Origin of the sequence: Mycobacterium avium subsp. avium (assembly GCF_009741445.1) — a bacterium.
Taxonomy (GTDB): domain Bacteria; phylum Actinomycetota; class Actinomycetes; order Mycobacteriales; family Mycobacteriaceae; genus Mycobacterium; species Mycobacterium avium.
This window is the reverse complement of sequence record NZ_CP046507.1, coordinates 375,858-396,497: the sequence shown is the minus strand read 5'-3', so window position 1 is coordinate 396,497 and position 20,640 is coordinate 375,858. Positions and strand designations below refer to the sequence as shown.

Here is a 20,640-nt window from a genome sequence, read left to right as displayed (position 1 = left end):
GTAACCGGCGAACCCGCCGGCGGCGTCAGCGGACAGCAGCTACCCGTAAGCGGCCGCACATCACGGTAATCGTGCTGCGGCATAAGGGTTGTCGCGCGCGCTGACCTACCTGTTGCCAAACGCGTCAAGGTCGTCGACGGCGGCCTGCGCGGTCGGCCGCGCTGACCCCCGGCCGGGGCTATGTCGTCGGTGGGGGCGGGACCGCGTGGCGCGGCTGGTGCAGCAGAGCGCGAACCAGCGGCCGCGGCCCCACGGAGCGAAGCATCTGGCTGGCCGGACGCACCCGTACCCGCTTCGGCCACCAGAACCAGCGACCCATCGCCGTCATGATCGAGGGCGTGATGAGGGATCGGACGACGAAGGTGTCGAACAACAGGCCGATGCCGATCGTGGTGCCGAATTGGCCGATCGCCCGCAGGTCGCTGGTGATCATCGCGCCCATGGTCACGGCGAACACCACGCCCGCGGCGGTCACCACCGGGCCGGTGACTCCCATGCCGCGGATGAGTCCGGTTTTCAGGCCGGCACCGATCTCCTCCTCGATCCGCGACACCAGCATCAGGTTGTAGTCCGACCCCACCGCCAGCAGCACGATCAACGCGAATTCGGTTGCTACCCAGTGCAACTGGAAATCGGCGAGGTGCTGCCAGATCAGCGTCGAGAACCCGAAGGCGGCGCCCAGCGACAGCACGATCGTGCCGACGATGACGCCCGCGGCGACCAACGCGCGGGTGACGATCACCATGATGATGAAGATGAGCACGATCGAGGCCACCGCCGCGATCATCAGGTCGTACTTGGCGCCGTTGGCGATGTCGTAAAACGTTGCGGCCGTGCCGCCGAGATAGATGTCGGCGTTCTCCAGCGAGGTCAGCTTCAGCGCCTCCTTGGCCGCTTGCCGCTCCTGATCGACCGACGCGATGCCCTTGACCGTCGCCGGATCCGTCGCGTGGGTGATGATGAAGCGGGCGGCCTTGCCGTCCGGTGACACCATCAAGCTCAGGCCCAGCTGGAAGTCGGGGTTCTGGAAGATCTCGGGCGGCAGGTAGAACAGACTCTCCACCTGAGAGTCGTTGAACGACTTGCCCATCACGGCGTTGGTGTCGGTCAGCCGGTCGAACTGGGCGATCAGGCTGTCGAACGAGCTGTAGATGGTCAGCGTCGTATCCCGGATCGACTTCGACACGGCGATGTTCTCCGGAATGATCGCCAGCAGTTCGCGCGTGGCCTTGGCCGTGTCGGTCAGGTCGCTGGTGAGGGCGTGGAACTTTTCGGCCAGCTGATCGAACCCGTCCAGGGCGTCGAACAGGCTGCGCAGCGACCAGCAGATCGGGATGTCATAGCAGTGCTTCTCCCAGTAGAAGTAGCTGCGAATCGGTCTCCAGAAGTCGTCGAAATCCGCGATGTGGTCCCGGATCTGGTCGGTGATGGCCGCCGTCTCCCCGGTGGTTTTCGAGCTGTCGTCCGCGGCGTTCGCGAGCTTCTGGGTCACCGCGTACTGGCGCTCCAACAGGGCAATCTGGGTGTCGAGGAACCCGGTGATCTTCTTGATGTCGCCGACCCGGGCCTTCAGATAATCGAGGTTGCTGCGGATCGGCGCGCTTTGCACGCTGAGCTGAAACGGGACCGATCCGTCTTGAATCGGCGGCCCCAACGGCCGGGTGATGCTTTGCACCCGTTCGATTCCGGGCACCCGGAAGATGGCACCGGCAACCTTGTCCAGCACCAGCATGTCCCGGGGATTGCGCAGATCGTGGTCCGATTCGATCATCAGCAGGTCCGGATTCAACCGGGCCTGGGTGAAGTGCCGATCGGCCGCGTTGTACGCCTGCACCGACGACGCGCTCTGCGGTAGGTAGTAGAGGTCGTTGTAGCGCGGGGTGAAGCCCATCAACCCGATGGCGCCGACGATGGCCAGGATGACCGAGGTGGCCAGAATGGGTGCGGGCCACCGCACGATGGCCGTCGCCAGGCGGCGCCACCGCGTGTAGTTGAACTTGCGCTTCGGGTCGAACAGGCCGAAGCCGCTTGCCAGCGCGATCAGCGCGGGCGTCAGCGTCACCCCGGCGGCCACCACCACAAGCAGACCGACCGCGCACGGAAACGCCAGCGAGCTGAAGTAGGGCAGCCGGGTGAACTTCAGACACGCCAGCGCCCCGACGATCGTCAGGCCCGAGCCCAGCACCACCTTGGTGACGCCGGCGAAGGTGTCGTAGTAGGCGGCTTCCCGGTCCAGCCCGCGTTCGCGGCCCTCCTGATAGCGGCCGACCATGAAGATCGCGTAGTCGGTGCCCGCCGCGATGGCCAACGCCGTCAACAGGTTTACGGCGAACGTCGAGAGCCCCATGATGCCGGTTTCGCCCAGCAGCGCCACCACGCCTCGCCCGGTCGCCAGCCCGACGAACAGGATGACCATCGTCAGCAACACCGTGCCGATGGACCGGTACACGAACATCAGCATGATCGCGATGATGATGATGGTGATGATCGTCATCTTGGCCAGGCTCGCGTCGCCGACGACGATCGTGTCGGCGGTCAGGGCGCCCTGACCGGCCACATAGGCCTTCACCCCCGCCGGCGGCTTGGAATCCGCGACGATTTTGCGGATCGCGGCCACCGACTTGTCACCGACGGCACCGCCCTGATCACCGCGCAGGTTGACCTGGACGTAGGCGGACCTGTGGTCGTAGCTCTCCACGCCAGAGGACGTGAAGCGCTGCCCCCAGAAGTTCAGCGCGTGCTCGACGTGCGGGTCCTGCTTGAGCTTTTCGACCAAGCCGTCGTAGAAGCGGTGCGCGTCCTCGCCGAGGGGTTTATCCCCGACCAGGGTCACCAGCACGAGGTTGTCGGAGTCGTACTCCTTGAACTTCTCCCCGATGTGCTTCATGCCGGTCACCGACGGCGCGTCCGACGGCGACAGCGGCACCGAGACCTCCTCGGCCACCTTCTCCAACTGCGGGACAAAGACATTGACCCCGACCGCGAGCACCAACCAGCCCAGCACGATCGGCAGCGCCAGCACCCGAATCGTGCGTGCCAGACGGGGTTTGTGTTCGACGTGGGTGCGGTGCGCGACGGGGATTTCGTCCGTGTCGCTCATGTCGTCGCTCACGCGGACTTGTCCAAGCAGGAAACCTGCGCGTCCCTGTTGTGGGACTCCTGCTGATCGACCAGCCTGCCGTCAACGGTGATCCGGCAGCCGATGAACGGGCCATCGCCCTGGGCCACGACATAGGCGAAGATGCCGGGCATCTCCGCCACGATCGTCTTCGACCACGGCAACGTGGTGAAACTGGCCCGCTGCGGCAGTGACTCCGCGTCCATCCAGTTGACGACGCCCGTCGTCCCGGGCGGTCCCAGGATTTCGTAGATGGCCGTCTTGGAGGCATACGGCGGGGTCGCATCCCGCGGATCGGGCTTGGGCAGACCCGGCCCGGGGAACACGCCGTTGAGTCGGACCACCGCAACCCCACCGACGATCAACGCCACGATTACCACCAACAGAACCCATCCCCGCTTGAGAAACGTCACGACCGCCCCTCCCGATTACCAAAGCTCGACAGGCCGACATCAAGGCATGTAATCGTGTGCGCCACCGCAAGCGCAACGCGATTACTGCCGCGTTAATTCCTGCGGCGCGCTACCAAGTTGCCGCCGATCGCCCGCCCGCACCCCTTGTCGCACTGCAGCGACCAGTTTGCTAGAGGTGGCGGTGACGCCAGGACGGACCGGTCGCGTGCTGCCGGCACACAGCGACGGCTCAACATCGTAGGCAGTGACGCCGGTGCAGCGCTAATTCAGTGGGCAGGCGTCCGTTGGAGTTGCAGACATAGATGCGTTGTGCTACACGGATTTTCGCTGTTGAGATCAACCGCAAGCCGGGCTTCACTGAGCACCAACCGCGCTCCGGGTACCGGGCTGCAGCGATACCGACGCACCGTCCATAAGTGAGTTAGTTTTGCAAAGCAATTCGCTGGCGTAGCGGCACCATTTAAATTCGATACCGTTAATTTTTGGCGACGTCGATTGCCGCCGTCGCGCCGAAAAATAGCGCCGATTTGGCGGTGTCGCGCGTACCCTGAGCGATATGGCTACCAAGGTCAGGACCTGCGCACATTGCGGCCACGCGTTCGATCCGAATGACCGAGGGCGTGACCTGTCCGATCCGGATTGGCTCCCGGCCGCGTCGATTTTTTGTTCGCATGAGTGCAGTGACCGATTCCATTGCGATCTCGGGCATTGCTGCTCCTCCCATGCGAAAAAGAAGGCGCATCACGAGCCCGCCAAAGCGGGGCGATGAATCGAAATTCGATGACGTGAATGGCGCCGCCATTTCACCTGAAATCTAGGCGCGCCAACCGGGCCCGGGACACGCAGCCGGTCGGGCGAGGCTTTCGTCACCGGTGACCTCGATAAGGTGGATCGAGTCCGATCACGACCAGCGGCAGGTTCAGCCGAGCCCTGCCTGTAGAGCAATCGCGACAGAAGCCGCTCGCCCCAGTTGACAGGTACGGACGACACGAGAAATGAGCAGGGCCGACCGTTTACCGGTAAGTTGAGCTCGACTCGGGCGACCAATTGGATTTTCTATGACGGCAAGCCCGTCGAGGTGCGGTATGCGCCGCGCAATCCGCGGCGAAACACGTTGACGTCGATCTGAGTGGCTCTGCGAGGGCAGCAAAGACGTTGCGCAACAAGGACTATCCGCCGCATTACCGGCGACCCACTGCCTGTCGATGACGGCTAAGCGTGACGCCTGTTCTCGGCGGCCCATACTCGAGCGTCACAGTGGCGCCGGTTTCAGGACTTATCTGCGACTAAGTACTGAAGATTCTCTAAAATGTTGCGCGCCAGCCCAATTCAGATCGCGCTTGGTCGTCCGACAAGGTGCGCGATCGTGTACTACACTGCTGGCCGTCGCGCGTCGACGCCGCGGCCCCGATTGAGTCGTGTTCTCTGCCTGCGAGCTGAAGCCGAGAAGCGCTGGGTGGCAATGGGTTCCAGACGCCACAACCGGCTACTTCGATGGGGCGATGATACGGCGCGCAGCTTCGACGGCGGCGGCGCGGCGGCGCGCATTGGCGTCGGGGTCATTGGTCGCGGCGTCGGGGTGCGGTGAGTTGGCCCATGCCAGTGCGATGCCGAAGAGCACAATCAGCAGGTCGTCGGGCTGCCAGGCGCCGTCGACGTGGCCGTCGGCCTGGGCGGCTTCGATGGCCGCGACATGCTGAGCGAAGGCAGGTTGGCCCTCGGCGTGGGGTTCGTCGAGTGCGATGCCCTCCAGCTGGGCCCAGCTGATCATGCGGTGGTGTTCCGGGTGCTCGCGCGCCAGATCATAGATGCCGCCGACGAAGTCGGGAACAGCGTCGGGGCGCAACGTGACCGCGCTGAAGAACTCGCGGTTGCCGGCGGCCACCACCTCGCGGAACAGAGTTTCCTTGTCGCGGAAGTGGGCGTAGAGGCGTTCCTTGCTGGCCTGGGCGACGCGCGCAATGCGGTCGATGCGCGCGCCGGCCAATCCGTACTGGGCGAACTCTGCCCCGGCAGCCTGCAAGATCTCGCCGCGCAGCTCGGTGGCGGTTCTCACATAAACAACGTACCAAACGAACTAGTTCGTCTGCTACTGTCGTGGCTGTCAGCTTACCTCGGCTAAATATGGAGAGGGTGCGATGAGCGAGGCACTAACAGTGGATCCGGCGATCGCGTCGATGCCCAGGGGTGGTCCGGATGCTTCCTGGCTCGATCGGCGGTTGCAGACCGAGAAGTTGGAGTACACCGACCGTTACGACATCCCCGACGAGGTCAAGCAGACCGTGGTCGCAGCGCTGGATCGGATGGGCACCCGTGCGGGGTATCACGAAAGGAATGCCCGCACGGCCCTGGACATCGTTGCCGACATCGCCAACCCGCGCATTCTGGAGCTGGGCGCCGGGCACGGCAAGCTCTCCGCCGAGATCCTCACGTCCCATCCCACCGCGACGGTCACCGTCAGCGACCTGGACCCGACCTCGGTCGCCAACATTGCTGCCGGTCCCCTGGGTGCTGATCCCCGGGCGCGAACCCAGGTCGTCGACGCCACCGCCATCGACGCGCCCGACGACAGCTACGACTTGGTGGTATTCGCTCAGGCATTCCACCATTTGCCGCCAGCGACTGCGGTGCGCGCGATCGCCGAAGCCACCCGCGTCGGCAAGCGCTTCCTGGTGATCGACCTGCCCCGGCCGCGGTCGGTGCAGCTCTTGCTCACACCGCTGATCTTGGCGCCGTTCGCGGCCGCACTCGCGCTGGTGCGGCCGTCGTTGAAACACGTCATGCACGACGCGTACATCAGCGCGCTGCGCGCCTACAGCCGCTCGGCGTTCATCGCCCTCGGCAAAGCCGCCGATCCGCGCATGGGCGTCGAATTCCTGCCGTTGTCCGCTTGTCGGCTGCGACCGGGACACGTCGGCATAGTGTTCACTCGACCGCGGGCCAGCTGATGTGGACAGACGCCTCGATCGCCCTCTCCACCAACGGTTTTCACAAAGGACGCAACGATAAGCCCCCGTATTTAGGGACGAAGAGATGAATTCACCAGCAAGACAACTACTCTCGGCAACGGCTGATGACCAGCGCGCGCGCCGACAAGCCGCGATCGAACGTGCCCTCTTCGGATTGGCACACCAATGGGATCGGGTACGCCCCGTCTACAAGCCCTATGTTGACGGGTTGGAGAACCTGCCTTCAGACGGCAGATTCCTGTTGGTGGCCAATCACAGCTATACACCATCGAGTGAAATCCTGCTGCTGCTTTATGAGGTTCAGCGGCACCTGGGCCGGCGAGTACGTGCGTTGATGGATCGTCGGTTCGGCCGGTTCGCAGGCTTGGCGGCCGATGTGCTGGCCGCCGGTGGAGGCATCGTCGGCACCCGCGAAGGCACCGCCGAACTCATGCGCGCTAACGAGCCCATCCTGGTATTTCCCGGTGGTGCACGAGAAATCGGTAAGGGAAAAGACCAACTCAACACACTGCAGTGGGGTGACCGGGCAGGGTTCGCACGCCTCGCCATCGAGCACAACTACCCGATCGTCACGGCTGCCGTTGTCGGTGGCGACGACATGTACAAGATTCTCACCACCAGCGATGGCACGTGGGCGCAGCTCAACAAGAAAGTCAGCAGATGGCTGGGCAGTGACGCCGATCTGCTGCTGCCCCTGTCACGCGGTATAGGCCCGACGCTGCTGCCCCGCCCTCAACGCCTTTATGCGCGCTTCTCGCGTCCCATCGACACGACAAGGCCGAAGGGCACCCCTCACGACGAGTGGCTGACAAAAGTCAGAGAGACCGCGAAGACGGATCTAGAATCCAATCTTGCCGCTCTGCTTGCGATTCGCGCAACCGACCCCTTTCGGAATCTGGCGCCCTGGGCGTGGCGGAAGGCCGTGATGCCACATCCCGCACAAGATAGATAAGGCCGCCAGACGTGTTGTCACACAATTGGCGCGGCTGCTGCGGCAGCAGCAGCTCTGGGGTCGTCTCATTCAGGATGTCCAATTGGACATCGGGTGGACATTTCATATGAGATTTGGACATCGGAAATGAGAATCTACACTCAGCGCGCCATGTTGGCGAAGCGTGATAGATGCAGCTGATGCGCGACGGTCACCGTCTTGGTCGGACCGTTACGGTGTTTGGCCAGAATGAAATCCGCCTCTCCCCCACGCGGATCGTCCCGCTCGAACGCGTCGGGCCGATTCAGCAGGATCACCATGTCCGCATCCTGCTCCAGCGATCCCGACTCGCGAAGGTCGGACAGCATCGGCTTCTTGTCGGTGCGTTGCTCGGGACCGCGGTTCAGCTGGCTGATCGCCACGACGGGAACCTCGAGTTCCTTGGCCAAAAGCTTGAGCTGACGGGAGAATTCGGAGACCTCGAGCTGCCGGGACTCGACCTTCTTTCCCGACGACATCAGCTGCAGGTAATCGACCACCACCAGCCGCAGATCGGCTTTCTGCCGCAGCCGGCGCGCCTTGGCGCGGATCTCCATCATCGTCAAGTTCGGCGAATCGTCGATATACAGTGGCGCCTCGCTGATTTCGCTCATCCGCCGCGCCAACCGGGTCCAGTCCTCGTCGCTCATGCGACCCGAACGCATATCGGAGAGTTTGATTTTCGCCTCCGCCGACAACAGCCGCATCACGATCTCGGACTTGCTCATCTCCAGCGAGAAGATGACGCTGGCCATCCGGTGCTTGATCGAACACGACCGCAAAAAGTCGAGACCGAGGGTGGAGTTGTGTGTGGGCACCATCGCCCTGCTCGCCAGATACATGTGGCTGTCGTTGTCCACCTCGACGCAGCGCACGGCCACCGGCTCGATCGGGCGGACGTCCACGATGAAGCGCGACCCACCGCGTGAGGTGCCTGTTACGGCCCGGCGCTCCTTGTGCGCGATGGCCTTTCGCTCCAACGCGAACACTTTGTCTGCGGTGGAAAAGGTCAGGGTGTAGGCGATGCTCGACGTTTCGGAGCGGCCCTGGACACGTTTGGTCGAGGTCTGGCAGCGATAGCCGAGGCTGACAATAAGCTCGTTGACATCACGCGCCAGCCGTTGGTTGGTAACCGAAAATTGGACGGCACCGCCGACCGTCACGGTTCCGTCGGTGTCGAGCAAGCCGGCGAGCAAGGCACGCCGCTGCGCCTCGGACCCCCGCAGGTATTCCGTCGGAATGTGCTTGTTGCCGAGCACGCCGATGGTGCGCAGCCGCGCCTGCAACGTCCCCACGCCAGCGCCTGAGTCTTCCGCTTCAATCCGCATGATGATTTCGGGATCGGCAGCGGTGATCTGCGCGGCGGCGCTGGTGCCATCCCCGAGCCAGGCGCCGAGTGTGTAAGGGGGCACCAGGAATTCGCGGTCCGGGAGCTCGAGCGCGCGCGCATTGACCACGCTGTGGTTCAACCGCCGGTCTTGGGCGGGGCAGCGCAGGGTTTCGGCGATCTCGGCAGTCGTTCGCACCGCCGCAAAGGTGCGCTGATTCTTGTACCGGTTGTAGCCAACGGCCGCTGCCTGCGCTGACTTTCGGGATACGCGTGTTTCGGTCAGCCACTGATGCGCAGCGTCGGCGACGATCACCGTCCCATCAGAAAACTCGACCTCGTAGCATGGCCGTCCCAGCATCACGTCGGTCGCCGCTACCACCCGCGTCGGCCGCCCGTCGTCGCCGAGCAACTCGTCACCGACCGCGACATCGCCCATCGTCGTCCACCCGGTCGGCGTCGGCAGCGGCGTATCCAACGCCAGCGCCTTGCCCACTCCAGGCCTGGCCGCCACGATGATCATCTGACCGGCGTGCAGGCCGTTGGTCACCTCGTCGAGTTCGGTGAAACCGGTCGGCACGCCGCGCGCCACACCACCGTTGGAGGCGATGGCGTCGATCTCGTCCATCGTCGGCTGCAGCAGATCCTCGAGCGGAACGAAATCCTCCGTCGTCCGGCGCTCGGCCACCTCGTAGATCTCGGCCTGTGCGCGATCGACCACCTCGGCCACATCGGCGCCCTCGGCGCCCGCGTAGCCGTACTGCACCACCCGGGTGCCGGCCTCCACCAGGCGGCGCAACAGCGCCTTCTCGGCCACGATCGTCGCGTAGTAGCCCGCGTTCGCCGCGGTCGGCACCGTCGAGATCAGCGTGTGCAGATACGGCGCACCGCCGATGCGGCGCAGCAGATTACGGCGGTCCAGCTCCGCGGCGACGGTCACGGCGTCGGCCGGCTCACCCCGCCCGTACAGGTCCAGGATCGCGTCGTAGACGTTCTGGTGCGCGGGACGGTAGAAGTCGCCGGGCCGCAGCCGTTCCAGCACGTCGGCGATGGCGTCCTTGCTCAGCAGCATGCCGCCCAGCACGGCCTGCTCGGCCGCCAGGTCCTGCGGTGGCTGTCGCCCGAAATCCTCACTGGGCGACGACGAATCCATGCCCGACGTCAAGTCATCGACGACCGCCACGGATTCCCTCCTCCCCTGATCCACGCAATCCGAACATACATTCGACAGTTGACATTGAGCGTAGGTCAAGGTGCTGACATCTTGGCCGTATCGCACCCGCTCGCCCGGCGCCGGGACGACGTTAGACGTTGCTGGCTAGTGGGTGAAGGGGGTGCTGTTCATGAAGCTGTGCATGGTGTGTGCATATCCGTCGACACCTGTGTTGAGCGGGGTGTGGAAAACCTGTGGATTAATGCAAAGGGCAAGGACATCGGCGCAGATACCGGCCATACAACGCCACGAAATCCGTGTGGACAAGAATCTCTACGGCGTGTCGGGCCAGGTTACCGTCCCGGGCGTGTTGGCTTTCCGCCATATTTTCGCTGCGTTACGGCCCGGTAACACGGGCCCGTCCGGAGGGCCCCCCAAATAGTTCGCCAGAAGCCGTGTCCGCGACCGCCCCGGACGGCCCTCGAGCGCAAGCCCGCAGCGCAACGAAACCCGGCGGCGGCCCATCATGGCCACCGCCGGGAATGAGCAAATGCCTGCCGCTTAGCTCTGCGGGACGACCTCGAGCGCGACCTCGACGTCGACCTCGGGGTGCAGGTGCACGGCCACCGGGTGGGTACCAAGAGCCTTGATGTGCGCCTTGGGCAGCCGCACGATCCGTTTGTCCAGGTTGGGGCCGCCGGCCTTCTTGATCGCCGCGACGACGTCGCCGGCGGTCACCGAGCCGAACAGCTTCCCGGAATCCCCGGCCGTCTTCACCGGCAGCGTCACCGGCCCCAGCGCCTCGATCGCGGTCTTGAGCTCGTTGGCGTGGTCGAGGTCGCGCACCGCCTTCGTCTCGCGGGCCCGGCGAATGTCGTCGGCCTGCTTCTGCGCGCCGCGCGAGGCCACGATCGCCAAGCCCCGCGGCAGCAGGAAGTTGCGGCCGTAGCCGTCCTTGACCTCGACAGTGTCGCCGACGGCGCCAAGATGGTCGACGTCAGCCGTCAGAATCAGCTTCATCGTTTCGTACTTTCGGTTGGCCTTCGGTGCTTAACGCGCCGAGGAGGTGAAGGGCAGCAGCGCCACCTCGCGGGCGTTCTTCACCGCGATGGCGATGTCGCGTTGGTGCTGCACGCAATTGCCGGTGACGCGACGCGCACGGATCTTGCCGCGCTCACTGATGTAAGTGCGCAGCAGCGCGGTGTCCTTGTAATCGATCGCTTGATCCTTCTTCGCGCAGAAGACACACTTCCGTGCCTTCACCGGCTTTTCCGGAGCCGGGCGCCGCTTGTTGGACTTGGCCATGTCTGTCTTTCTTTCCGTTTCCTACTGCTGAAAGTTTCTTCTTAGAACGGCGGTTCGTCATCGCCGCCACCGAACGAGCCCGACGCCGACGCACTGCCCCACGGGTCGTCGGCGGGTGCGCTGCTGGCCGGCGCGGACTGCTGGCGGGATCCCCCGCCGAAGCCGCCACCGCCGCCGCCGCTGCGGGAGGCCTTGTTGACCTTGGCGGTGGCATACCGCAACGACGGGCCGATCTCGTCGACCTCGACCTCGACCACGGTGCGCTTCTCGCCCTCCCGGGTCTCGAACGAACGCTGCTTGAGCCGGCCGGTGACAATGACGCGGGATCCCCGGGTGAGGCTCTCCGCGACGTTCTCGGCGGCCTCCCGCCAGATGTTGCACCGCAGGAACAGCGCCTCGCCGTCCTTCCACTCCCCGCTCTGGCGGTCGTAGATGCGCGGCGTCGACGCCACGGTGAAATTCGCGACGGCAGCACCCGACGGCGTGAACCGCAGCTCGGGGTCAGCGGTCAGGTTTCCGACAACGGTGATAGTGGTGTCACCAGCCACAGTTTCCTCCTCGTTCCGCCCTGCTCCGCGCCGCTCCGGTGGTGGATGTCATGAGCGTGTCCTCGCTGAGCCTACGCAGGTGCCTCCCCCGGTGGGCCCGCGGCGCGGCCACGACTGTTAGTGCTTGTCGGTGCGCATCACCTTGGTGCGCAGCACCGACTCGTTGAGGCTGAGCTGGCGGTCGAGCTCGGACACTGTCGCGGGCTCGGCCTTCAGGTCGATGACGACGTAGATGCCTTCGGCGTGCTTGGCGATCTCGTAGGCCAGCCGGCGCCGGCCCCAGATGTCGACCTTTTCGACGGATCCACCGTCCTTGCGGACGACGTTGAGGAACGTCTCCAAGGACGGGGCAACGGTGCGCTCGTCGAGCGTGGGGTCAAGAATGACCATGATTTCGTATGGACGCATGGAAACCTCACCACCTCCTCTGGTCTCAAGCGGCCACGGTCGATCCGTGGCAGGAGGGTCGCCTGCGTCGGCAACCGCCCCAGGCTACCGGATAGCGGGCTGACCAGAAAAATCCGCGCGGTCGGGCAATCGCCTCAGCGCCGGCCGGTCAGGTATTCCTCGGCCCGGGCCACCGTCGCCGCATCGGCCTTGCCGAGCGCACCCGAGTCGAAGGGCGGCTGCGGGTCGTATTCGATGAGCAGCTGGGCGGCCTGCGCGGCCTGGCGGTCGACGAGCAGCTCCACCAGCCGCAGGGCCATGTCGATGCCGCTGGACACCCCGGCCGCGGTGATGATGCGCTGCGGCAGGTGTTCGACGACTCGTTGCTCCACGTAGCGGGCGCCCAATCCCTTGAGCAGGTCGGCGGCCCGCCAGTGCGTGGTGGCGGTGAGTCCGTCGAGCAGACCGGCCGCGGCCAGCAGCAGCGCGCCGGTGCACACCGAGGTGGTGAACCTGGTGTGCGGGTGCACCGCTTGCAGCCAGGCCCGGACTGCCTCGTCGTGAATGAGCTGCCGGGTGCCGATGCCGCCGGGGAACACCACCACGTCCGGTGCGCTCACCTCGTCGAAGGTGGCGTCGCAGGCCAGGCCCAGCATCCCGTTCTCGGTGCGCACCTCGCCCCGGCGCTGCCCGATGAACACGACCTGGACAGACGGAATCCGTTGCAGCACTTCGTAAGGTCCCACCGCATCCAGTGCGGTGACCCGCGGGAACAGCGGGATGGCGATCAGCGTCATGTCGCCCCGGCCAGCGCGGGTTCGGGCTCCGCGGCCTGCCCGCGGCGCGATCCGGCCGGCCGCAGCCAGTCCGGCAGCCAGCCCGGTGGCGCGTCGGGTGCGCGGTTGAACGGTCCGCCCGCCGGGTCGTCCACCCGTCCGCCCCACCGCACCAGATCCTCGTCCGGCCGGTAGATTTGGCGAATCACCAACGCGCACAAGGTGATAACCGCGATGTCGCGCAGCAGGACCGTGGTGGTGAATACTTGCTCGGGCAGCGAACGGTTCGGGTTGCCGTACAGGTAGTACATCCGCGGCACCCACACCAGGGCGTCGACGGTCATCCACGCCAGCAGCACCCGCCGGTGCGGCAGCGCCAGCACGGCCAGCGGCACCAGCCACAGCGAGAACTGCGGGCTCCACACCTTGTTCGTCAGCAGGAACGCGGCGACCACCAAGAACACCAGCTGCGCCGCCCGCGGCCGTCGCGGGGCAGTCAGCGCGATGAATGCGATTGCCGCACAACAGGTCACGAACAGCACCGCGACGACCGTGTTCAGCACGGTGGGCGGCTGCCAGAAACCGAGCTTCGGATCGAATCCCCGCCAGCCGGTGAACGACTTGACGACGTTGTACAGCGAGTCCATGTCCTCGGCGCGCCGGGTGTTGAGCCGGAAGAACTCCGACCAGCCGCGCGGAAAGAACACCAGCACAGGCAGATTCACCAGCAGCCAGGTCGCCACGGCCACCACCGCAGTGCGCGCCCAGGCGCCCAGGCGTCCGGTCCGGATCCCCAGCACCAGCATGGGACCCAGGAACAGCAGCGGGTACAGCTTGGCCGCCGCGCCCAGCCCGATCAGGACACCGGCGAGCACCGGCCGCCGCCGCGCCCACGCGAGCAACCCGGCCATGGCGAATGCCGTTGCCAGCGCGTCGAAGTTGGTGAAGATCTGAAAGATCAGCAGCGGGGATCCTGCCACCAGGGCCGCGTCCCAGATCCGCCGGCCGGCCAGGCCCGCGCTCGCCCACACGGTGGCCAGCCAGGCCAGCGCCAGCCCGAACGCGGCGATGTTGAAGAACATCACCACCTCGGCGACCACCGGAAGCGGGGCCAGCTTGCTCAGCGCGGTGTAGGTCTTGGCCAACGCCATCGACACGTACTGATACATCCCGGTCAGCACCGGATATTCCATGTAGCGCACCGCGGGCTGACCGTCGTAGCGGATCTGCTGGGCGCCGGTGGAATCGGTCTCGATCCAGCTCGACTTGTACGGAAACTTGCCCTGGCTCAACAACTCCGCGCCGTAGAGCGGCACCGTGTCGGAATAGCACAACTCGTAGTAGGCGCGCTGGTTGTCCCAGTTGGCCACCCGCTGATCGCCGGTGCCGGTGCCGGTGCTTTGCAGACAGGCCGCTTTCGTCGACCAGCCGAGCGCCAGGAACACCAGCGCGATCAAGAACATCACCCGCAGCGGGGTCATGATCCGCGCCCGCCCGATCAGCGCGTGCCGGCCCACCGGCCCGCCGATCACCTCGGCGAACGCGGCACCCAGAAAGTCGTTGCGGCTCGGGCAGTCTCGATTGTCGGCGCTACGCCGATCCGCGGCCAACGGCCCCGGTGAAATGGTGGTGCTGGGCTCGGCAGCGCCGGTCACGGCGGCGGAGGCGGTGCTTGGGGACCACCCGGCGGAACACCGCCGCCCGGCCCCGGCGGGACACCGCCACCCGGCTCGGGTCCCCCCGGCGGGCCGCCCGCGGGCGGGGCAGGCGCCAGCGTGACCGTCGTCGGCGGGCCGACCGGGATCGTGATGCCGGGCGCCACTTCGATGGTGGGTTGGATGACGGTCTCCGACGGCGGCGCCTTCGGCGGGGGCGGCGGTGCGGGCACACCGGCGTAGCCGCCGACCTCGGCCGGCTTCGGGAACGATTCGTTGGGGGTGCCCTTCAGCGCCCCGTCCATGGTGGCCTTCCAGATATCCGAGGGCAGCCCGGACCCGTAAACCGGTCCGCCGGAAGCGGTTACCAGCGGCTGGTCGCCCTTGGCCGTGCCCAGCCACACCGCCGTCGACAGCGACGGCGTGTAGCCGACCATCCAGGCGTCCTTGTTGGAGGTGGTGTCACCGAGCTGCGTGGTGCCGGTCTTGGCCGCCGACGGCCGGCCGCCGGCCAACGCGTGACCCCGCGAGTAGCCGGCGATCGGTTCCATGGCCGCGGTGACGTTGTCCGCGACGGCCTTCGGGATCCGCTGCTCGCCGTTGTTGTCGGACTTGGCGGCGTCGAAGAGCACCTGGCCGTCCGAGTTGACCACCTTCTGCACGAAATGCGGCCGGTGGTAGACGCCCGAGGCGGCCAGCGTGGCGTACGCCGAGGCCATGTCGATCACCCGGGTTTGGTACTGGCCCAGCACAATTCCGTTGTTCGGCGGCCCGCCCTTGCCGTCCTCGGACAGCGTGTGGTCCACGCCGGGGAAGCTGGTGGCCACCCCTGCCTGATGCGCGGCGTCGGCGACGGCCTGCGGCCCGCCCTTGAGTTTGAGCATCAGCCGGTAATAGGAGGTGTTCAACGACATCTTGAGCGCCTGCGCGATGTTGCAGGTCCCGCAGCTCTCGCCCTCGACGTTGGTGATCTTGATGCCGTCGACCGTCAGCGGCGAGCTGTCCACCTGGTAGCCCAGGCCGATGCCCTGCTCGAGCGCGGCGATCAGGCAGAACACCTTGAACGACGAGCCGGTCTGCAATCCCGCCTGGGCGAAGTCGAAACCGTTGGCGTCGCTACCGCCGTAGTAGGCGCGGATGGCGCCGTCGTGCGGATCCACCGACACCACCGCCGCGCGCATGTCTGGGTCTTGCCCGTCAAGGTATTTCGACACCGCCTTCTCGGCGGCCTGCTGGGCCTTGGGGTCGATGGTGGTGGTGACCTGCAGGCCCTGCGTGTTCAGCGTCCGCTCGTCGATGTTGAAGAGCTCCATCAGCTCCTTGGTCACCTGACGCTCGATCAGGCCGTTGGGCCCGGTCGTCTGGTTCTGCGCGCGCGCCTGGTCGGGCGGCACGGTCTGCGGGAAGACCTGCGCGGCACGGTCCTTGGCGGGCAGCGCCTTGGTCTCCACCATGCCGTCGAGCACCCAGTTCCAGCGCGCCAGCGCGCCCTTGGGATCGACGGCCGGGTCCAGGGTGGAGGGCCGGCGGATCAGCGCCGCCAGCAGCGCACCCTCGGACACGGTGAGCTGCTCGACGGGTTTGTCGAAATACGCCTTGGCGGCGGCCGAGATGCCGTAGGCGCCCCGGCCGAAATAGATGATGTTCAGATAAGACTGCAGCACTTCGTCTTTGGACCACTCGCCGGACATCTTGGTGGCGATGACCAATTCCTTGGCCTTGCGCATCAGGCCGCTGACCCCGTGCTGCGCCGAACCGACCAGTGCGTTCTTCACATACTGCTGGGTGATCGTCGACCCGCCCTGCAGATCCCCGTTGCCGAACAGGTTGTTGTTCACCGCGCGCGCGAAACCGCTGAAGTCGAAGCCCGGGTTGGAGTAGAAGTTGCGGTCTTCGGCCGCGATCACCGCCTGGCGGACGTGCACGGGCACCTGGTTGAGATTGACGTCGACCCGATTGCCTTCCGGCGGAATGATTTTCGCGATCTCCGAACCGTCGCTGGCCAGGATCGTCGAAACCTGGTTGGTGCGAAGGTCACCCGGCTTGGGGATGTCGACGATGAAGTAGGCCATCGCGAACGTGACGATCGGCAACAACACCAGCACCGCCGCGCACAGGTAGGCGGCGCGGCGCACCCACAGCCAGTTGATCTGCTGGGTCCAGCTCCAGTCGCGCCACGGTCCACTCCCCCGGCCGCCCGGGCCGCCGGGCCCACCGGACCAGCCGCGGCGCGGAGGCGGCGGCGGGGGCCCCACGGGCGGGCGGCCGCCGAGGCCGGCGCGCTGCTGGCGACCCGACGCAGGGCCCCGGCTGTCCAGGGCGGCCTTGACCTCGTCGAGCGCGTCGCGGCGCAACGGCGTCGACGGCGGACCCGCCAGCGCGGCCTTGACCTCCTCGATCGGGTCGGAGCGCCGGGGCGCCCGGTCGTCGTCGACCGGCGGCAGGATCGTGGTCAGCCGATCGTCGGGCGGGGCCTGCCGGCGACGGCTGGACGTCGACGGGCCGTTGCGCCGCTGCGGGTCGGCGTCCGGACGCGCCGTCTCCCGGCGTTCGCCGGCACCCTGCTCGGCCGCGGGCCCACGTTGATCACCGGACGACTGGCTGTGGCGTCCTTCGTTATTCGAGCTCATTCAGTGGCCGTGCGGGCGCCGTTGCGCGCCGTCCGCGTAGTCGTCCGGGTGCCCCTGGGCGGAGGCGCCGGGCGCGCCGCACCGAGCACATATGACTTGACGAGGTGATTCCAGCTGCAGGTTCGGCAGACCTCCACCACGTGGACCGCGAACTCCTCGAAACGGGTTGCCAGCATCACCAGCTCCTCGGCGGTGCGCGCCGAGCCCGACACGGGGCCCAGGTGTTCGCCGAACACCCACGACACCAGCGTCAGCTGCTCCTTGCGGCAGATGGGGCACATGATCTGGCTGGGTTTCCCGTGAAACTTGGCGGCGCGCAGCAGATACGGGTTCGCGTCGCACACCTCGGACACGCCGGTGCGGCCGGAGTACACCTCGGCCAGCAGGGAGCGCCGCCGGAGCGCGTAATCCACCACCTGTCGCTGCAGTCGCACGCCCACCAGAGTACGTCGCCATCCCGACCGGGGATACGCAACCAAAACCGTGGCGGTCGCGCCCCGCTGCCCGACGGTGGTTCGCCCGCCGAACCGCGGCCGGACTTCTACGATCGTCCCCGTGGCGAAATGGCTCGGGACACCACCCGCCGGCACCGCGCCGCCGTCCGGCCGGGCGAGCACCCGCGCCAAGGACAGCGACCGGCAAAGCACCTGCACCATCCTCGACAACGCGCTCAACGACGGCGAGCTGTCCGCCGAGGAACATCGGGAACGCGTCAGCGCGGCCACCAGGGCGGTGACGCTGGGCGACCTGCAGACCCTGGTGTGCGATCTGCAAACCGGGCCGCAGCCGCCCGCCCTCGACCCGTCACCGCCGTCGGGGCGGGTGCGCGGCTGGGGGACGCTGGCCGCCGCCTTCGTGGTGTCGGTGCTGCTCGGCATCGGCATCGGCTGGGGGTTGTACGGCAACACCAGCTCGCCGCTGGACTTCACCAGCGACCCCGGCGCCAAACCCGACGGCGTCAACGCCGTGGTGCTCACGCCGCCGACCCAGCTGCACTCGGTCGGCGGGCTGACCGGGCTGCTCGAACAGATGCGCAAACGGTTCGGCAGCACCCTCGGCTACCGGCTGGTGATCTACCCGACCTACGCGGCGCTGGACCGTCCGGACCCGTCCGACGACCGCCGGGTGCTGGCCTACACCTACCGCGGCGGCTGGGGCGATCCGACCAGCTCGGCCAAGAGCTCCTCGGACGGTCCCGTCCTGGTGGACTTGAGCAAATTCGACGTCACCGCCGCGGTGGGCATCATGCGCGGCGCCCCCGAAACCCTGCGGATGAAACCGTCCGACGTCAAAACCAGCTACCTGATCGTCGAACCGGCGACGGACCCGACGACCCCCGGCGCGCTGTCGCTGTCGGTGTACGTCTCCAGCGACTACGGCGGCGGCTACATCGCCTTCACCGGTGACGGCACCGTCAAGCAGATGAATTTGCCCACGTAACGGCGGCTCCCGCGGCCCGACCGGTGTGACGAACTGCAAGCCAACAGCGAGTGGTGTTGTGGCTAATATATCGAGACGATACGATTGCGCGAGGCGTCGGACCGTCGTAACAAGCTACGCAAATCCTTTTCGAGGGGGTGATTCGATTGCTGGAGCTCGCCATCCTGGGTCTCCTGATCGAGTCGCCCATGCACGGCTACGAGTTACGCAAACGGCTGACCGGTTTACTCGGTGCGTTCCGGGCGTTTTCGTACGGTTCGCTCTACCCCGCCCTGCGGCGCATGCAGGCCGAAGGGTTGATCGCCGAGGACGCCGCGCCGGCCGGGACGCCTGTCCGGCGGGCCCGCCGCGTCTACCAGCTGACCGACGAGGGCCGTCGGCGCTTCGGTGAGCTGGTGGCCGACACCGGCCCCCACAACTACACCGACGACGGCTTCGGGGTACACCTGGCCTTCTTCAACCGGACTCCGGCAGAGGCGCGGATGCGCATTCTGGAAGGTCGCCGCCGCCAGGTCGAGGAAAGGCGGGAAGGTCTGCGCGAAGCAGTGGCGCGGGCCAGTAGCTCGTTCGACCGCTACACCCGCCAACTTCACCAATTGGGGCTCGAGTCCAGTGAGCGCGAAGTCAAGTGGCTCAACGAGCTCATTGCTGCGGAGCGGGCGATGCCCGGCCTCTCCGAGCAAACGTAAATCCCGGTACGAAAACCCAGCATCCCAGACAGAAGGTTAGAGGTTAGGAGAACGCCCGTATGAGTGATCACCAACCGCCGCAGGCGGAAGACGCGCAGTCGGAGGTACGAGTCGCCATCGTCGGCGTCGGTAACTGCGCATCTTCGCTCGTCCAGGGCGTGCAGTACTACTTCGACGCCGACGAGAACAGCACCGTGCCCGGCCTGATGCACGTGAAGTTCGGCCAGTACCACGTCCGCGACGTCAAGTTCGTCGCCGCGTTCGACGTGGACGCCAAGAAGGTCGGCTTCGACCTGTCCGAGGCGATCTTCGCGTCGGAGAACAACACCATCAAGATCGCCGACGTGCCGCCCACCAACGTCACGGTGCAGCGCGGCCCGACGCTGGACGGCATCGGCAAGTACTACGCCGACACCATCGAGGTGTCCGACGCCGAGCCGGTCGACGTGGTCCAGGTGCTCAAGGAGGCCAAGGCCGACGTGCTGGTGTCCTACCTGCCGGTGGGTTCGGAGGAGGCCGACAAGTTCTACGCCCAGTGCGCCATCGACGCCGGTGTGGCGTTCGTCAACGCGCTGCCGGTGTTCATCGCCTCGGACCCGGTGTGGGCCAAGAAGTTCACCGACGCCGGCGTGCCGATCGTCGGCGACGACATCAAGAGCCAGATCGGCGCGACCATCACCCACCGGGTGATGGCCAAGCTGTTCGAGGACCGCGGCGTGCAGCTGGACCGCACCATGCAGCTCAACGTCGGCGGCAACATGGACTTCCTCAACATGCTCGAGCGGGAGCGGCTGGAGTCCAAGAAGATCTCCAAGACCCAGGCCGTCACCAGCAACCTGCAGCGCGAGTTCAAGACCAAGGACGTGCACATCGGCCCGTCCGACCACGTCAGCTGGCTCGACGACCGCAAGTGGGCCTACGTCCGGCTGGAAGGCCGGGCCTTCGGCGACGTGCCGCTGAACCTGGAGTACAAGCTCGAGGTGTGGGACTCGCCGAACTCCGCGGGCGTCATCATCGACGCGGTGCGGGCGGCCAAGATCGCCAAGGACCGCGGCATCGGCGGCCCGGTGATCCCGGCGTCGGCGTACCTGATGAAGAGCCCGCCGCAGCAGCTGCCCGACGACGTCGCGCGCACCCAGCTCGAAGAGTTCATCATCGGCGGCTAGCAGCCTCGTCGATCCGCGGGCGTAACGCCACGGCGATTTTCCCGGCCGGATTTCGCCACGGCGTTACGCCCGCGGTCGCTGGAGCCGATTCATC

The 20,640-nt window shown here is 66.3% G+C and carries 18 protein-coding genes; 5 read left to right on the top strand and 13 right to left on the bottom strand.

Translation table 11 applies throughout. The features are described 5' to 3' along the window. Nucleotides 1-178 precede the first annotated feature (178 nt). The 4 genes from MAA44156_RS01935 to MAA44156_RS01920 form a co-directional block, all read right to left on the bottom strand. Nucleotides 179-3,100: an MMPL/RND family transporter gene (locus tag MAA44156_RS01935; protein ID WP_009974257.1), complete on the bottom strand. Its 2,922-nt coding sequence runs from the start codon at nt 3,098-3,100 to the stop codon at nt 179-181. A gap of 8 nt (nt 3,101-3,108) precedes the next feature. Next, nucleotides 3,109-3,531: an MmpS family transport accessory protein gene (locus MAA44156_RS01930; RefSeq protein WP_009974255.1), complete on the bottom strand. Its 423-nt coding sequence runs from the start codon at nt 3,529-3,531 to the stop codon at nt 3,109-3,111. Between the two features lie 475 nt (nt 3,532-4,006). Beyond that, nucleotides 4,007-4,240, bottom strand: a complete 234-nt coding sequence (locus tag MAA44156_RS23405; protein WP_155267609.1) for a hypothetical protein — start codon at nt 4,238-4,240, stop codon at nt 4,007-4,009. Nucleotides 4,241-5,017: 777 nt separating this feature from the next. After that, nucleotides 5,018-5,587, bottom strand: coding sequence for a TetR/AcrR family transcriptional regulator (locus MAA44156_RS01920; RefSeq protein WP_009974253.1), 570 nt, complete (start codon nt 5,585-5,587; stop codon nt 5,018-5,020). Between the two features lie 82 nt (nt 5,588-5,669). On the opposite strand from MAA44156_RS01920, the gene MAA44156_RS01915 reads away from it, so the two are divergent. Further along, entirely contained in the window at nt 5,670-6,479 is an 810-nt protein-coding gene (locus MAA44156_RS01915) for a class I SAM-dependent methyltransferase (RefSeq protein WP_011723329.1), read from the top strand. Nucleotides 6,480-6,564: 85 nt separating this feature from the next. Continuing rightward, entirely contained in the window at nt 6,565-7,452 is an 888-nt protein-coding gene (locus tag MAA44156_RS01910; RefSeq protein ID WP_009974249.1) for a lysophospholipid acyltransferase family protein, read from the top strand. 140 nt (nt 7,453-7,592) lie between these two features. Here the strand turns inward: MAA44156_RS01910 and dnaB are convergent, their stop codons facing one another. The 9 genes from dnaB to MAA44156_RS01865 form a co-directional block, all read right to left on the bottom strand. Continuing rightward, nucleotides 7,593-9,980: a replicative DNA helicase gene (gene dnaB / locus MAA44156_RS01905; protein ID WP_011723327.1), complete on the bottom strand. Its 2,388-nt coding sequence runs from the start codon at nt 9,978-9,980 to the stop codon at nt 7,593-7,595. Nucleotides 9,981-10,511: 531 nt separating this feature from the next. Then, nucleotides 10,512-10,970: a 50S ribosomal protein L9 gene (gene rplI / locus MAA44156_RS01900; protein WP_009974245.1), complete on the bottom strand. Its 459-nt coding sequence runs from the start codon at nt 10,968-10,970 to the stop codon at nt 10,512-10,514. A gap of 30 nt (nt 10,971-11,000) precedes the next feature. Next, nucleotides 11,001-11,255, bottom strand: coding sequence for a 30S ribosomal protein S18 (gene rpsR / locus MAA44156_RS01895; protein WP_003874730.1), 255 nt, complete (start codon nt 11,253-11,255; stop codon nt 11,001-11,003). Between the two features lie 41 nt (nt 11,256-11,296). Next, entirely contained in the window at nt 11,297-11,803 is a 507-nt protein-coding gene (locus MAA44156_RS01890) for a single-stranded DNA-binding protein (protein ID WP_009974241.1), read from the bottom strand. Between the two features lie 117 nt (nt 11,804-11,920). Continuing rightward, complete coding sequence (gene rpsF / locus MAA44156_RS01885; RefSeq protein WP_003874732.1) at nt 11,921-12,211, bottom strand: 30S ribosomal protein S6; 291 nt, start codon at nt 12,209-12,211, stop codon at nt 11,921-11,923. A 134-nt stretch (nt 12,212-12,345) separates the two neighbouring features. Beyond that, complete coding sequence (locus tag MAA44156_RS01880) at nt 12,346-12,987, bottom strand: DJ-1/PfpI family protein (protein ID WP_009974240.1); 642 nt, start codon at nt 12,985-12,987, stop codon at nt 12,346-12,348. Next, complete coding sequence (locus tag MAA44156_RS01875; RefSeq protein ID WP_009974238.1) at nt 12,984-14,621, bottom strand: glycosyltransferase family 87 protein; 1,638 nt, start codon at nt 14,619-14,621, stop codon at nt 12,984-12,986. The genes MAA44156_RS01880 and MAA44156_RS01875 overlap by 4 nt, the downstream gene beginning before the upstream one ends. Beyond that, entirely contained in the window at nt 14,618-17,251 is a 2,634-nt protein-coding gene (locus tag MAA44156_RS01870) for a transglycosylase domain-containing protein (protein WP_033725484.1), read from the bottom strand. The genes MAA44156_RS01875 and MAA44156_RS01870 overlap by 4 nt, the downstream gene beginning before the upstream one ends. Further along, entirely contained in the window at nt 17,248-17,685 is a 438-nt protein-coding gene (locus MAA44156_RS01865) for a DUF5318 family protein (RefSeq protein WP_029244975.1), read from the bottom strand. Before MAA44156_RS01865 ends, MAA44156_RS01870 begins: the two co-directional genes overlap by 4 nt. Nucleotides 17,686-17,806: 121 nt before the next feature. Between MAA44156_RS01865 and MAA44156_RS01860 the strand changes: the two genes are divergently transcribed. From MAA44156_RS01860 to MAA44156_RS01850, 3 genes are all read left to right on the top strand, one after another. Then, entirely contained in the window at nt 17,807-18,691 is an 885-nt protein-coding gene (locus MAA44156_RS01860; RefSeq protein WP_009974233.1) for a DUF1707 SHOCT-like domain-containing protein, read from the top strand. A gap of 146 nt (nt 18,692-18,837) precedes the next feature. Next, nucleotides 18,838-19,380, top strand: coding sequence for a PadR family transcriptional regulator (locus MAA44156_RS01855; RefSeq protein ID WP_003874738.1), 543 nt, complete (start codon nt 18,838-18,840; stop codon nt 19,378-19,380). A gap of 59 nt (nt 19,381-19,439) precedes the next feature. After that, nucleotides 19,440-20,546: an inositol-3-phosphate synthase gene (locus MAA44156_RS01850; protein WP_009974232.1), complete on the top strand. Its 1,107-nt coding sequence runs from the start codon at nt 19,440-19,442 to the stop codon at nt 20,544-20,546. The last annotated feature ends 94 nt before the right edge of the window (nt 20,547-20,640 follow it).

What these genes read in the sequence shown, in the direction of transcription:
- MAA44156_RS01910 (WP_009974249.1), top strand. Translation starts at nt 6,565, where the DNA reads ATGAATTCACCAGCAAGACAACTACTCTCGGCAACGGCTGATGACCAG.
- MAA44156_RS01850 (WP_009974232.1), top strand. Translation starts at nt 19,440, where the DNA reads ATGAGTGATCACCAACCGCCGCAGGCGGAAGACGCGCAGTCGGAGGTA.
- MAA44156_RS01880 (WP_009974240.1), bottom strand. Translation starts at nt 12,987, where the DNA reads ATGACGCTGATCGCCATCCCGCTGTTCCCGCGGGTCACCGCACTGGAT.
- MAA44156_RS01915 (WP_011723329.1), top strand. Translation starts at nt 5,670, where the DNA reads ATGAGCGAGGCACTAACAGTGGATCCGGCGATCGCGTCGATGCCCAGG.
- rpsF (WP_003874732.1), bottom strand. Translation starts at nt 12,211, where the DNA reads ATGCGTCCATACGAAATCATGGTCATTCTTGACCCCACGCTCGACGAG.
- MAA44156_RS01935 (WP_009974257.1), bottom strand. Translation starts at nt 3,100, where the DNA reads ATGAGCGACACGGACGAAATCCCCGTCGCGCACCGCACCCACGTCGAA.
- MAA44156_RS23405 (WP_155267609.1), bottom strand. Translation starts at nt 4,240, where the DNA reads ATGCCCGAGATCGCAATGGAATCGGTCACTGCACTCATGCGAACAAAA.
- rplI (WP_009974245.1), bottom strand. Translation starts at nt 10,970, where the DNA reads ATGAAGCTGATTCTGACGGCTGACGTCGACCATCTTGGCGCCGTCGGC.
- rpsR (WP_003874730.1), bottom strand. Translation starts at nt 11,255, where the DNA reads ATGGCCAAGTCCAACAAGCGGCGCCCGGCTCCGGAAAAGCCGGTGAAG.
- MAA44156_RS01870 (WP_033725484.1), bottom strand. Translation starts at nt 17,251, where the DNA reads ATGAGCTCGAATAACGAAGGACGCCACAGCCAGTCGTCCGGTGATCAA.